13 protein-coding genes are annotated in these 12,904 nt (G+C 63.9%); 8 read left to right on the plus strand and 5 right to left on the minus strand.

The genetic code is table 11. The features are described from left to right. Positions 1 to 63 precede the first annotated feature (63 nt). Positions 64 to 1,647, plus strand: a complete 1,584-nt coding sequence (locus tag F6B93_RS19905; RefSeq protein ID WP_211696609.1) for a gamma-glutamyltransferase family protein — start codon at positions 64 to 66, stop codon at positions 1,645 to 1,647. Here F6B93_RS19905 and purD read toward each other — a convergent pair. The 5 genes from purD to F6B93_RS19930 form a co-directional block, all read right to left on the minus strand. After that, positions 1,644 to 2,912 carry a phosphoribosylamine--glycine ligase gene (gene purD / locus F6B93_RS19910; RefSeq protein ID WP_211696610.1) on the minus strand — a complete coding sequence of 423 codons (1,269 nt, stop codon included), beginning with the start codon at positions 2,910 to 2,912 and terminating at the stop codon, positions 1,644 to 1,646. The genes F6B93_RS19905 and purD overlap by 4 nt on opposite strands. 128 nt (positions 2,913 to 3,040) lie before the next feature. Then, positions 3,041 to 3,496, minus strand: coding sequence for a carboxymuconolactone decarboxylase family protein (locus tag F6B93_RS19915; protein WP_211696611.1), 456 nt, complete (start codon positions 3,494 to 3,496; stop codon positions 3,041 to 3,043). Between the two features lie 17 nt (positions 3,497 to 3,513). After that, positions 3,514 to 4,389 carry an NAD(P)-dependent oxidoreductase gene (locus F6B93_RS19920; RefSeq protein WP_211696612.1) on the minus strand — a complete coding sequence of 292 codons (876 nt, stop codon included), beginning with the start codon at positions 4,387 to 4,389 and terminating at the stop codon, positions 3,514 to 3,516. Continuing rightward, entirely contained in the window at positions 4,386 to 5,129 is a 744-nt protein-coding gene (locus tag F6B93_RS19925; RefSeq protein ID WP_211696613.1) for an SDR family oxidoreductase, read from the minus strand. Before F6B93_RS19925 ends, F6B93_RS19920 begins: the two co-directional genes overlap by 4 nt. A 39-nt stretch (positions 5,130 to 5,168) precedes the next feature. After that, positions 5,169 to 6,647, minus strand: a complete 1,479-nt coding sequence (locus F6B93_RS19930) for an aldehyde dehydrogenase (RefSeq protein ID WP_211696614.1) — start codon at positions 6,645 to 6,647, stop codon at positions 5,169 to 5,171. 183 nt (positions 6,648 to 6,830) lie between these two features. Here F6B93_RS19930 and F6B93_RS19935 point away from each other — a divergent pair, with 183 nt between their 5' ends. From F6B93_RS19935 to F6B93_RS19965, 7 genes are all read left to right on the plus strand, one after another. Beyond that, positions 6,831 to 7,469 carry a TetR/AcrR family transcriptional regulator gene (locus tag F6B93_RS19935; RefSeq protein ID WP_211696615.1) on the plus strand — a complete coding sequence of 213 codons (639 nt, stop codon included), beginning with the start codon at positions 6,831 to 6,833 and terminating at the stop codon, positions 7,467 to 7,469. Beyond that, the gene (locus tag F6B93_RS19940) at positions 7,466 to 8,674 is read left to right on the plus strand and encodes a cytochrome P450 (protein ID WP_211696616.1); all 1,209 of its coding nucleotides are present in this window, start codon (positions 7,466 to 7,468) and stop codon (positions 8,672 to 8,674) included. The genes F6B93_RS19935 and F6B93_RS19940 overlap by 4 nt, the downstream gene beginning before the upstream one ends. Beyond that, positions 8,675 to 9,505, plus strand: a complete 831-nt coding sequence (locus F6B93_RS19945; RefSeq protein WP_211696617.1) for an SDR family oxidoreductase — start codon at positions 8,675 to 8,677, stop codon at positions 9,503 to 9,505. Further along, a complete protein-coding gene (locus F6B93_RS19950; RefSeq protein WP_211696618.1) occupies positions 9,502 to 10,902 on the plus strand; it encodes a cytochrome P450 in 1,401 nt (466 codons plus the stop codon). Before F6B93_RS19945 ends, F6B93_RS19950 begins: the two co-directional genes overlap by 4 nt. Next, positions 10,880 to 11,086: a ferredoxin gene (locus F6B93_RS19955; RefSeq protein WP_211696619.1), complete on the plus strand. Its 207-nt coding sequence runs from the start codon at positions 10,880 to 10,882 to the stop codon at positions 11,084 to 11,086. Before F6B93_RS19950 ends, F6B93_RS19955 begins: the two co-directional genes overlap by 23 nt. Before the next feature lie 2 nt (positions 11,087 to 11,088). Next, positions 11,089 to 11,655: a nuclear transport factor 2 family protein gene (locus F6B93_RS19960; protein WP_211696620.1), complete on the plus strand. Its 567-nt coding sequence runs from the start codon at positions 11,089 to 11,091 to the stop codon at positions 11,653 to 11,655. A 97-nt stretch (positions 11,656 to 11,752) separates the two neighbouring features. Beyond that, positions 11,753 to 12,880 carry an NDMA-dependent alcohol dehydrogenase gene (locus F6B93_RS19965; RefSeq protein ID WP_211696621.1) on the plus strand — a complete coding sequence of 376 codons (1,128 nt, stop codon included), beginning with the start codon at positions 11,753 to 11,755 and terminating at the stop codon, positions 12,878 to 12,880. Positions 12,881 to 12,904 lie beyond the last annotated feature (24 nt).

Genomic DNA, 12,904 nt, shown 5'->3' on the forward strand with positions numbered 1-12,904 from the left:
CGCAGAAACCGCGCGGCCGACATCGGCGTTGAGCCGGCCAGGACGGCGTGCGACGATCCCAAGGTGAGCGCCCCCTTCGGTTGGAGCTTCCCCTACGCGTGGCCCCGCATGCCCGTCACGGCGGCCAACATCGTGTGCACATCACAACCTCTGGCCGCCCAAGCGGGTCTGCGCATGCTGGCCGAGGGCGGGACGGCGGCCGACGCCGCCATCGCGACGGCCATCACCCTGACCCTCGTGGAACCGGTGTCCAACGGGATCGGCTCGGATGCCTTCGCCATCGTCTGGGACGGGCGCAAGATTCACGGGCTCAACGCATCCGGGCGCTCGCCCGCAGCGTGGACGCCAGAGTACTTCGGCGGCAACGCGGTTCCCGCACTCGGCTGGAATTCGGTGACCGTTCCCGGCGCGGTGTCGGCGTGGGTCGAACTGCACGCCAAGTTCGGCACGCTCCCCTTCGAAAGGCTCTTCGATCTCGCGATCTCCTATGGCCGTAACGGCTTTCTGGTCTCGCCAACTGTCGCCACCCAGTGGGCACAGCAGGTTGCGCTATTCGATTCCCAGCCGGGCTTCGCCGAAGCGTTCCTGCCCGGCGGGCGCCCGCCGAAGCCGGGCGAACGATTTACCTTCCCGGAGCATGCCGCCACGCTGGAGAAGATTGCCGCCACCAACGGCGCGGCGTTCTACCGCGGCGAGCTCTCCGAAAAGCTCGAGGACCATGCGACGGCCAACGGTGGCGTCATGCGCGCCAGCGATCTGGCGGCGCACCGCAGCGACTGGGTCGACACGATCACCGGAACCTACCGCGGGTACACCATCCATGAGATACCCCCGAACGGCCAGGGCATCATCGCCTTGATCGCCCTGGGAATCCTCGAACAGTTCGACATGTCGTCGTGGTCAGTGGATTCCGCGGATAGCGTGCACGTGCAGATCGAGGCACTGAAGCTTGCCTTCGCCGACGCGCAGGCCTACGTCACCGACATCGACCACATGCCCCTGCACCCGGAGCGCCTCCTCGACAGGGACTACTTGAAACAACGGGCCGCCCTGATTGATCGGAAGCGGGCGAAGCCCGCCTACGCCGGCTCCCCGAAGGGCGGCACCGTGTATCTGACCGCCGCGGATGCGACCGGGATGATGGTGTCAATGATCCAGTCGAACTATCTGGGCTTCGGATCCGGGGTGGTGGTGCCCGGCACCGGTATCTCGTTGCAGAACCGCGGCTCGGAATTCACGGTGAAACAGGGACATCCCAACCAAGTGGCACCGCACAAGCGGCCCTATCACACGATCATCCCGGGCTTTATGACGAAAGACGGCGCACCGGTAATGAGCTTCGGGGTAATGGGCGGCACGATGCAACCGCAGGGTCATGTGCAGCTCGTGGTGCGCATCGCAGACTACGGCCAGAACCCGCAGGCGGCCTGCGACGGTCCCCGGTTCCGCTGGGTGCAGGGGATGCAGGTCAGCTGCGAGCAGGGCTTCCCCGCCGCCACGCTGGACGAACTCCGCCGACGTGGGCACGAACCGGTGGCGGCAGAACACTTCGGCCAGTTCGGCAGTTGCCAGGCGATCTGGCGACTCGACGACGGCTATGTTGCGGCCAGCGATCCACGGCGCGACGGCCAGGCAGCAGCGTTTTAGACGCTGATCTTCCCCTCGGCCGCGCCTAACCCAATGTCCGGTCGGAAGTGACTTCCCGGCAGTCGAATTGAGCTGAGGATGTCATATGCATGCGCCCTGGCCGCTGACAGGTCGGGGCCGGTGCCGACCACTGACAGCACCCGGCCACCGGAAGAGACAATCGCGCCGTCGTCGCGCCGAGCCGTTCCGGCGTGGAGCACACCGTCAGCCTCGGACCCGATGACAACGTCTCCGAGTCGGGGCCGCCCCGGATAGTTTTCGGCCGCCAACACCACCGTGACGGCCGCGCCATCGCGCCAGCGTAATTCGCCGAAGTCGGCGAGCTTTCCCGTGGCGGCGGCATGTAGCAGCTGACCAAGCGGTGACTCCAGCAGCGCCAGCACCGCTTGTGTCTCCGGATCCCCAAAACGGCAATTGAATTCGACCACCGCGGGCCCGTTCCCGGTGATAGCGAGCCCGGCATACAGCAGTCCGCAAAACGGGCTGTCCCGCCGAACCAGTTCGGCCGCAACAGGTTCAACGATCCTACTGACTACCTCCCGGTAGACTTCGTCGGGCAGCCAGTGCAGTGGCGCATAGGCGCCCATACCGCCGGTGTTGGGTCCGGTATCACCCTCGCCGACCCGCTTGAAGTCCTGCGCCGGCAGCAACGGCACGACCGTTGGGCCGTCGACGATACAGAACAGCGAGACCTCAGGGCCGTCCAGATACGACTCCAACAACACGGGGTGCCCGGCCTCGAGTAGACCAGCGGCATGCGCGCGGGCGATGTCGCGTTCCGGTGAGACCACGACGCCCTTACCGGCGGCCAGATGATCGTCTTTGACCACCCAGGCCGGGTCTGACGCGGGCGGTCCGAATCGATCGAGTGCGGCGTCCAAATGCGCGGGATTGTCCACGATTTCACTGGTCGCCGTCCGCACGTTGGCTGCTGCCATGACCTCTTTGGCGAATGCCTTGGAGCCCTCGATTCTGGCCGCATCCTTGCTCGGCCCGAAGCATACGATGCCCGCGGCACGCACTGCGTCGGCGACCCCGAGCACCAGCGGTACTTCCGGGCCGATGACAACCATGTCGGCCCGGACCTCGCGAGCCAAGGCCACGACGGCATCACCGGAGGTGACGTCGACCTGGCGCTGCTCGGCCAGCCGCGCGGTCCCAGCATTGCCCGGGGCAACGATGAGCCCCGTGACGTGGGGGTCTCGGCCCAGCGCGAGCAGCAATGAATGTTCCCGGGCACCCGAGCCGATCACCAAAACGCGCACGAAACGTCACCCTAGTCGGATTGCCCGGCTCCTCAACCGCGCCCACGCCGCTGAGCCCGGCATCGTCGCCCTTGTAGGACGCTCGGGTCCCCAGCGGCCGCCCCCTCTCGGCCGCTGGGGAGCCCGAACTAGCTCGATTCGCCGGCCTCCTTCGCGAGGACCTCGGCGACGTTGGCTTTCGCCTCGGCCTTCTTGTCAGCATTCTTACCGGACCGTGCGCCGTTCTCGGCCACTTTCTTGCGCTTGGCTGCCACCCGCTCGATCGCGCTGTTCAACCGCGACCCGAGCGGGAAGCCGACGTAGTGGGTGATGAAGACGGCGAGTTCGCGCAACTCGTCGACGGTGAATTCCTCGTTGTGCAAGACGGCGTTGACCTGGACCTCCAGCAGGTCGGACTGGCCCTGCGCAGTGAGAACCGCGATGACCGCCATCCTGCGGTCGCGCATCGCGAGGCCGGGGCGGGTCCAGATCTTGCCGAAGAGGTGGTCGACAGTCAGGGCAAAATACTCGCCCGGCATGTCGGGCATGTCCCACGCATAGACCTCGTTCAGCTTGTCCAGGCCGGTACGGCGCAGTTCATCCATCGGCTATCTCCTCTCGTCTACTGGGACTCCGCGTCAGTGTGCGGCACCCCAAGGCCGGCGGCCAATCTCTGCAAAGCCAGCTGGGCCAACGGCAGATCAACCGATACCGCTTCGCCCAACTCCAATGCGAGATTCAGATCCTTCTCCCCCAAGCCGCGCGTGTGTTCCAGCAATGGGCGCAGCGGATTGTCCGACTCCATCGGTGCCGTGGTGTCGCGGAACATGATCGCTCCGGCGCCGCCGGTGAACGAATCGCTGTGCCGGACAACCTTCCCCAGCGCCACCAGGTCGAGTCCGCATGCCTGCGCCAGCCGCTGCGCCTCGGCGCTCGCCGCATAGGAGGAAAAGGTCAACATGTTGCGCGCCAACTTCATTCGGGTTCCCGCCCCCGGCTCGCCGGCGTGGATCACCAGTGAAGCCCACCGCGAAAATGGCTCCCGGAGCCGCTGAAACGTCTCGTCGTCCGCACCCACCATGGCGGCCAACTCGCCCTTGGCGGCCGCCGCGGCACCTCCGCTGACAGGTGCGTCGACAACATGAATGCCTTGCCGATCGAGGTCGCGAGCCAGCTCGACTGCGGTGGTGTCACTGATGGTCGAATGAATCGCAATGATGGTGCCGGGCTTCGCATGTGCCGCAAGCCCTGCGTCACCCATAATCACGTCGCGTACTTGGTCGTCATTGAGCACTGCGAGGCCGATGATGTCAGCCTCGGCGACATCGGAGACACTTGCCGCCGCCCTAGCGCCGCTCTCGACGAAGGAGGTCATAGCCTCCGCGCGCACATCGAAGACGGTCAGCCCTCCCGGCCAGCCGAGGTATCGCTTGGCTATCGGGGCGCCCTGGTTGCCCAGGCCTATGTATCCCAGGCGCGGTGTGCTCGCGTCGCTCATGACCGGATGATCTGTCCGCCGTCGACATTGAAGATCTGTCCGGTAATCCACGAGGCCGAGTCCGAGAGCAGGAATAAGCACATCCCCACCAGGTCCTCGGGTGTCCCCATCCGGGATAGCGGGATGGTTTGCACCATGTTCTTGACGATCTCGCCCGGCGTCACGGTCTTGGTGGCTTCGGTGTCGATCGGCCCGGGCGCAATGGCATTGATCCTGATCTTCATGCCGCCGAGCTCACGAGAAAGTTGCTGAGTCAGCCCATTGACGCCGACCTTGGCCAGGCCATAGAAATTCGAATAGAGCCACGCTGCGGTCGACGACTGGTTGACGATCGCACCACCACCTCGTTTGGCCATGTGCTTGTACACCGCGCGAGTACATATCAGTACCCCGTCATGATTGACGCTCATGAATTTCTGGTAGTAGTCCAACGGCACGGTGAGCAGCAGATCGAGCTTCATGTCGCCGTAGATCGCGGCATTGTTCACCAGAAAGTCGATCCCGCCGAACTCGCTGATCGCGCGATCAGCCATCGCCCTTGCTGAGTCTTCGTCGGAAACGTCAACGGGCACATGGATTGCCGCGCCGCCGTCGGCAACGATCTGTTTTGCCACCTTCTCGGCACCGTCGACGTTGATATCGGCGACAACCACCGACGATCCTTCGCGTGCCAGAGCCTGTGCGTACGCTTGACCAATGCCCTGAGCGGCGCCGGTGACGATAGCCACTTTGTCTTTCATCCTTACCCTTCTGCCGCGCGTAACCCAACTCCTGCCGGATCAACCCGCCGCTGTTGCAATGATTTTGGCTTCCAAGTACTCCTCGAACCCGAGTAGCCCCATCTCGCGTCCGTTGCCAGATTGCTTGTAGCCGCCGAACGGCGCATCCGCGGAGTACCAGACGCCGCCGTTGACGTTGACTGTGCCCACCCGTAGCCGCGTGGCGACGGCCGCCGCCCGCTGCGGATCACCGCCGTACACCGTGCCCGACAAGCCATACGGCGAGTCGTTGGCGATACGCACGGCGTCGTCATCGCCATCGTGGGCGATGACGACGAGGACAGGCCCGAATATCTCCTCTCGGGCGGGTCGCGCGTCATTGCTCAGACCCGCAATCACCGTGGGCTCAATGAAGAAACCCACCTCCCGGTTCGCGGGACGCCCGCCGCCGCAGGCGAAGGTCCCGCCTTCGGTGAGTGCCAGATCGAGATAGCCTTGCACGCGGTCCCGTTGCCGCGCGGAGATCAACGGCCCGCATACCGTTGCGGGATCGTTGGGATCGCCGGGTTGAATTGACGACATGGTCGCAGCCGCTATCGAGACCGCCTCGTCATAACGGGCTCGCGGGACCACCAGTCGGGTGGTGATCGCACAGCCCTGTCCAGCGTGCATGCACGCTGAGAACGCGGATACCCCACTCGCAGCGGCTAAGTCAGCATCATCGAGGACCACGAACGCCGATTTTCCGCCCAGCTCCAGGAACACCTTCTTGACGGTGGTCGCAGCATCGGCCATCACAGAGCGGCCGGTGGCAGTTGATCCAGTGAACGAAATCATTTCCACCCGAGAATCTTTGGCAAGCATCGCGCCGAGACTGTGGTCGTTGGACGTGACAATGTTGACGACACCCGGCGGAAAATCGGTGTGCTCGGCGATGATTTCGCCGAGCACCGCCGCACACCAGGGCGTGTCGGGAGCGGGTTTCAGAACGACGGTGTTGCCCGCGGCCAGCGCGGAACCCAGCTTGGCGAGATTGATCTGGTGCGGAAAGTTCCACGGTGTGATGGCGCCGACGACGCCGACGGGCTCTCGCGCCAGGGTGCGTCGAGTGGCAATACCCAGCGGCGACGCCTCGCCGAGATCCTGGCTCCACACATAAGACTCGGCGGTGTTCGCCACGAACGTCAGGTCGCTGATCGGGACATCGAGCTGAGCAAGGGCTGTGAGCATCCGCGGCGCACCGACCTCAGCGATGGTCAGCTCGCGTAGCTCCTCGACCTGGTTGTGCAGCGCATCGCCCAGCTGGCGTATGCATCGCACCCGCAACTCCGTGTTGCGCGACCAGTTGGTGTCATCGAACGCGCGGCGTGCGGCGTCGATGGCGCGGCCCATGTCCTGGGCATCAGCGTTGGCGGCGACTCCCAGCACTTCCTCGGTGGCAGGGTTGACCGTCGGGAACGTGCCCGCACGCCCGTCGGCACATTCACCATCGATGAACAACGAACTAGCGCCGTCCGCCACGAGGGATCTCTCCGTCATTTGCAGCTCCCAAATGATTGGACACTTGTCCGACATACGCCTCTTCGAACCATAGTAGTCAGAGCGTCAGCGGTGCAAGGGCAGCGGCTGCTGTCGTCCCGATGCCGCGCGTAAACTGCATCTGAGCTTTGTCTTTACCAGGCGACCTTGATTCGCTCCGGACTGTTCAGATAAATTGGACATGTGTCCAGCGATACCGTGGTTACGGTCACAACTCAGACCGGACACCAAACCGGACAAGGGCAGCGAAACCGCCGCCAGGAGGAAACCTTCCGCAAGCTGCTGGTCGCCGGCATCGAAACACTGCGAAGCCTGCGCGAAAGGCCGTACGCGGATCTGACGGTGCGCATGGTGGCGGCTCGCGCCAAGGTTGCTCCGGCGACGGCCTACACATACTTTTCATCGAAGAACCATCTGATCGCCGAGGTCTACCTCGACTTGGTCCGGCGCGCGCCGTACTTCACTGACGTCAACGAGGCCATGCCGAGCCGGGTGGAGAATGCGTTGCGCCACCTGGCACTGGTTGTCGCCGACGAGCCCGAGGTCGGCGCCGCGTGCACCGCGGCGTTGCTCGGCGGCGGGGCAGATCCCGCGGTGCGGACCGTCCGCGACCGGATCGGCGCGGAGATCCACCGCCGGATCACCTCAGCGATCGGGCCGAGTGCGGACGCCGGCACCGTATCCGCGCTCCGGATGGCGTTCTTCGGCGCGCTGGTGCAAGCCGGCAGCGGGCAGTTCACCTACCACGAGATCGCCGACCGGTTGGCCGAGGTGGTCAGCCTCATCCTCGCGGGAGCCGAAAAGAGCAAGGGCGGGCAATGACAATCGACGTCAGCGGTCAGGAGATCATCCTCGATCCCTACGACTACGACTTCCACGAGGATCCGTACCCGTATTACCGACGATTACGGGACGAAGCTCCCCTGTACCGCAACGAGAAACTGAACTTCTGGGCGTTGTCGCGACACCACGATGTGCTGCAAGGTTTTCGCAATAGCACCGCGCTGTCGAACAAGTTTGGCGTATCCCTAGACCCGTCCTCACGCACTGCCGAGGCGTACCGCGTGATGTCGATGCTGGCGATGGATGACCCCGAGCATCTACGGATGCGTGCGTTGGTCTGCAAAGGCTTCACCCCACGTCGGATTCGGGAGCTAGAACCCCAGGTTCGCGAATTGGCCCGCACCCATCTGGATTCGGCGTTACAAAGCGCCACTTTCGATTTCGTCTCCGAATTCGCCGGTAAACTACCGATGGATGTGATCTCGGAGCTCATGGGTGTCCCCGAACCCGACCGGGCTCGCCTGCGCGAACTGGCCGACGGAGTGGTGCATCGCGAGGACGGCCTGGCCGACGTTCCACCGTCGGCGATGCAGGCATCGATGGAGTTGGTGACCTACTACGCCGATCTGATCGCACAGTTCCGCAGGGACCCGGCAAACAATCTCACCTCGGCGTTGCTGGCAGCCGAGATTGACGGCGACAAACTCACCAACGACGAAATCGTCGCATTCCTGTTCCTTATGGTCATCGCTGGCAACGAAACCACGACCAAGTTGCTGACCAACGCCGTGTATTGGGGCGCCCGCAACGCCGATCAGCTGGCCGAGGTGTTCGCCGACCACTCGCGGATCCCGCTGTGGGTAGAGGAAACCCTGCGCTACGACAATTCCAGCCAAATCCTGGCCCGCACGGTTGCCCAGGATCTCACGCTCTATGGCACCACAGTTCCGCCAGGCGAGGTGTTGTTGCTGCTGCCCGGCTCCGCCAACCGTGACGGCCGCGTGTTCGACGACCCCGACGACTACCGCATCGGCCGCGAAATCGGCTCGAAGCTAGTCAGCTTCGGCAGCGGAGCGCACTTCTGCCTGGGTGCGCATCTAGCCCGGATGGAAGCACGGGTAGCGCTCGACGAACTGGTCCGCCGGATCGAGGGCTACCAGGTGGACGAAGACAACGCCGTGCGCGTCCATTCCAGCAACGTGCGCGGATTTGCTCACCTTCCGATCACCGTGAAGGCCACGTAGATGCCCCGCTTCGAGCCGCATCCCGCCCGCCGACCCGCGATCGTTGCCGGCGCGTCCTCAGGAATCGGCGCGGCCACCGCAACAGAGCTCGCCAGCCGCGGCTTCCCTGTCGCCCTCGGCGCTCGCCGGGTCGAGAAACTCACCGAGTTGGTCGACAAGATCCGCGCTGACGGCGGTGAGGCCGTTGCTTTCGGTCTCGACGTCACCGACCCCGATTCGGTGAAATCGTTTGTAGCCCACGCAACAGCTGCGCTCGGCGACATCGAGCTGCTGGTATCGGGTGCCGGAGACATGGTGCCGGGACGGCTACACGAGGTCAGCACTGACACGTTCCATGAGCAGGTTGAGATACATCTGATCGGCGCGAACCGACTGGCTACCGCGGTGCTGCCAGACATGGTGGCTCGCCGCCGGGGGGACTTGATCTTCGTGGGTTCGGATGTCGCTCTGCGCCAACGACCACATATGGGCGCCTATGGCGCCGCGAAGGCCGGCCTCGTAGCCATGGTGACCAACCTGCAGATGGAGCTGGAAGGCACCGGAGTTCGCGCATCGATCGTGCATCCGGGCCCCACGTTGACCGGCATGGGCTGGCAGCTCTCGGCCGAACAAGTCGGCCCCATGCTTGCGGACTGGGCGAAGTGGGGTCAAGCCCGGCACAACTACTTCCTACGACCGGGTGATTTGGCCCGAGCCATCGCGTTCGTCGCCGAAACGCCCCGCGGATCGATCGTGGTGAACATGGAAGTCCAACCCGAGGCGCCGCTGACCGACGCGCCCGAAGACCGTCGTGAGCTAGCGCTACCTGAAGAGGGGATGCCGAACCCATGAGTGTTGTTGCCGTTCCCCGAGTTTCCGGTGGTCAGGGCGAACATGGACACCTCGAGGAATTCCGCACCGACCCGATCGGACTGATGCAACGGGTGCGCGACGAATGTGGCGACGTCGGCACATTTCAGCTGGCCGGAAAGCACGTCGTTTTCCTTTCGGGCGCCGAGGCCAACGAGTTCTTTTTCCGGTCCAGCGACGACGACCTGGATCAGGCCGAGGCATACCCGTTCATGACACCCATCTTCGGCAAGGGCGTGGTGTTCGACGCCAGCCCGGAGCGTCGCAAGGAGATGCTGCACAACGCGGCCCTGCGCGGCGAGCAGATGAAGGGCCATGCCGTGACCATCGAGGATCAGGTGCGGCGGATGATCGGCGACTGGGGCCAGGCCGGCGAGATCGACCTGCTGGATTTCTTCGCGGAGCTGACGATCTACACGTCTTCGGCCTGCCTGATCGGCAAGAAGTTCCGCAACGAACTCGACGGGCGCTTCGCCCAGCTCTATCACGAGTTGGAGCGCGGCACCGACCCATTGGCCTACGTTGACCCCAACCTGCCCATTGAAAGTTTCCGTCGCCGCGACGAAGCTCGCAAGGGTCTGGTGGCTCTGGTGCAGGCGATCATGAACAACCGGATCGCCAACCCGCCAACGGACAAGAGCGACCGCGACATGCTCGACGTGCTGATCTCGGTCAAAGGCGAGGACGACACCCCCCGATTCTCGGCCGACGAGATCACCGGAATGTTCATCTCGATGATGTTCGCGGGGCACCACACTAGTTCGGGCACCGCATCGTGGACGCTGATCGAATTGATGCGCCACCGCGACATCTACGATTCGGTAATCGAAGAACTCGACGAGCTCTACGCTGACGGGCAGCCGGTGAGTTTCCATGCGTTGCGCCAGATTCCACGGCTGGAGAACGTTCTCAAAGAAACGTTGCGCCTGCATCCGCCACTCATCATCCTGATGCGGGTCGCCAAAGGCGAATTCGAGGTGCAGGGTCAGCCGATCCATGCCGGCGACTTGGTGGCCGCCTCCCCGGCGATTTCCAACCGGATCCCCGAGGACTTTCCCGAACCCGACACATTCGTCCCCCAGCGCTACGACGAGCCTCGCCAGGAGGATCTGATCAATCGGTGGACGTGGATCCCGTTCGGCGCCGGCCGGCACCGTTGCGTGGGAGCGGCGTTCGCCACCATGCAGATCAAGGCGATCTTCTCGGTGCTGTTGCGCGAGTACGAGTTCGAGATGGCGCAGCCGCCCGAGAGCTACCGCAACGATCATTCCAAGATGGTGGTACAGCTGGCCCAGCCCGCCCGTGTGCGCTATCGCCGGCGGACGGTGGAAGGCACGACGGGCACAAAGGGGGATCATGGTCTACCGAGTCGAAGTTGACCTGGACCTGTGTCAGGGACATGCGATGTGCGAGCTGGAGGCCCCTGACTATTTCCGTGTGCCCAAACGCGGCCAGGTGGAGATTGTGGACGCCGAGCCGCCCGACGAGGCCCGCACCGAGATCATGCAGGCCGTGCGCTCCTGCCCCACCCAGGCGCTAACAGTTCGAGGGATAGGAGAATAACCATGGCTGGATTTCCCCGCGCGGAACTCGAAGAAGTCGTGGAGCGCTGGTTGCAGGCGAACCGGGACGCCGAGCAAAGCGGCGACTGGACCGTGCTCGCCGACTTCTACACCAGCGATGCCACCTACGGCTGGAACATCGGTCCCAAAGAGGACGTGATGTGCGTCGGCATCGACGAAATCCGGGACATCGCGCTGGGCCAGGAAATGGAGGGCCTGCAAGGCTGGCGCTACCCATACCAGCGGGTCGTCATCGACGACAAGCAGGGCGAAGTGGTCGGGTTCTGGAAGCAGATCGCCGGGCAACCGGGAGAGCCCCCCAGCGACCCCGAACTTGCGGTGTACGGCATCGGTGGCAGCTGGTTCCGCTATGCGGGCGGCGGCAAATGGAACTGGCAGCGCGACTTCTTCGACTTCGGCCACGTTTCGGCGCTCTACGTGGAGTTACTGAAAACGAACAAGCTGCCCGGATTTTCTCAGGGCATGCAGAAACGCATCGAACGCAGCCTGGGGGGCGACAAAGTGCCTGGCTACTACCCACTCGGCCAGGCTCCGGTACAACTGTGGTAAACGTCACGAAGCCTCTGCCCTACACTCGGACAAACGGCTGCCAAGTGGATGATGTGGCCGGCGGTAGCCGACGTTCAATGATGAAAGCAGGTTAACGGTGAAGACCAAGGGCGCATTGATCTGGGAATTCAACCAGCCGTGGTCAGTCGAAGAAATCGAAATCGGCGATCCACACAAGGACGAAGTCAAGATTCAGATGGAAGCGGCAGGAATGTGCCACTCCGACCATCACCTGATGACCGGCGGGATCCCAATGGCCGGCTTCCCCGTCCTGGGGGGACACGAAGGCGCCGGCATCGTCACCGAGGTCGGACCAGGTGTGGAAGACCTGGCCCCGGGCGATCACGTGGTGTTGGCGTTCATCCCCTCCTGCGGCAAGTGCGCTACCTGCCAGGCCGGGATGCGTAATCTGTGCGACCTGGGCGCCGGGCTGCTTGGCGGCGCTTCGGTGACCGACGGCACGTTTCGCATCCAGGCCCGCGGCCAAAACGTCTTCCCTATGACTTTGCTGGGCACGTTCTCGCCCTACATGGTGGTGCACCAAAGCTCGGTGGTGAAGATCGATCCATCGATCCCCTTCGAAGTGGCCTGTCTGGTCGGCTGCGGCGTCACCACCGGCTACGGTTCGGCGACCCGCACCGCCGATGTCCGGCCGGGCGACGACGTCGCGATCGTCGGTGTCGGCGGAGTCGGCATGGCGGCCTTGCAGGGCGCGGTCAACGCGGGCGCCCGCTACATTTTCGCCGTCGAGCCGGTGGAGTGGAAGCGCGACCAGGCCCTGAAGTTCGGCGCGACCCACGTCTATCCAGACATGGAGGCCGCACTGATGGGCATCGGCGAGGTCACCTACGGCCTGATGGCGCAGAAGGTGATCGTTACCGTTGGCGAGCTGGAGGGCGCCGATGTCGACAGCTATGTGAACATCACCGCCAAGGGCGGCACCTGTGTATTGACCGCAATCGGCAGCCTGGTCGACACTCAGGTGACCCTGAACCTCGCCATGCTCACGCTGATGCAGAAAAACCTGCAGGGCACTATTTTCGGCGGCGGTAACCCGCACTACGACATCCCGAAGCTGCTGACGATGTACAAAGCCGGCAGGCTCAACATCGACGACATGATCACCTGCCAGTACCAGCTTGAGCAAATCAACGACGGCTACCGGGACATGCTGGAAGGCAAGAACATTCGCGGCATCATCCGATACACCGATGCCGACCGGTAGCCTCGCCCGGCACAACGAATCTTG

It is taken from the genome of Mycobacterium spongiae, from assembly GCF_018278905.1.
Classification (GTDB): Bacteria; Actinomycetota; Actinomycetes; order Mycobacteriales; family Mycobacteriaceae; genus Mycobacterium; species Mycobacterium spongiae.

Coding starts and splice junctions, on each gene's coding strand:
- F6B93_RS19960 (WP_211696620.1), top strand. CDS start 11,089: ATGGCTGGATTTCCCCGCGCGGAACTCGAAGAAGTCGTGGAGCGCTGG.
- F6B93_RS19915 (WP_211696611.1), bottom strand. CDS start 3,496: ATGGATGAACTGCGCCGTACCGGCCTGGACAAGCTGAACGAGGTCTAT.
- F6B93_RS19930 (WP_211696614.1), bottom strand. CDS start 6,647: ATGACGGAGAGATCCCTCGTGGCGGACGGCGCTAGTTCGTTGTTCATC.
- F6B93_RS19925 (WP_211696613.1), bottom strand. CDS start 5,129: ATGAAAGACAAAGTGGCTATCGTCACCGGCGCCGCTCAGGGCATTGGT.
- F6B93_RS19945 (WP_211696617.1), top strand. CDS start 8,675: ATGCCCCGCTTCGAGCCGCATCCCGCCCGCCGACCCGCGATCGTTGCC.
- F6B93_RS19920 (WP_211696612.1), bottom strand. CDS start 4,389: ATGAGCGACGCGAGCACACCGCGCCTGGGATACATAGGCCTGGGCAAC.
- F6B93_RS19950 (WP_211696618.1), top strand. CDS start 9,502: ATGAGTGTTGTTGCCGTTCCCCGAGTTTCCGGTGGTCAGGGCGAACAT.
- F6B93_RS19940 (WP_211696616.1), top strand. CDS start 7,466: ATGACAATCGACGTCAGCGGTCAGGAGATCATCCTCGATCCCTACGAC.
- F6B93_RS19955 (WP_211696619.1), top strand. CDS start 10,880: ATGGTCTACCGAGTCGAAGTTGACCTGGACCTGTGTCAGGGACATGCG.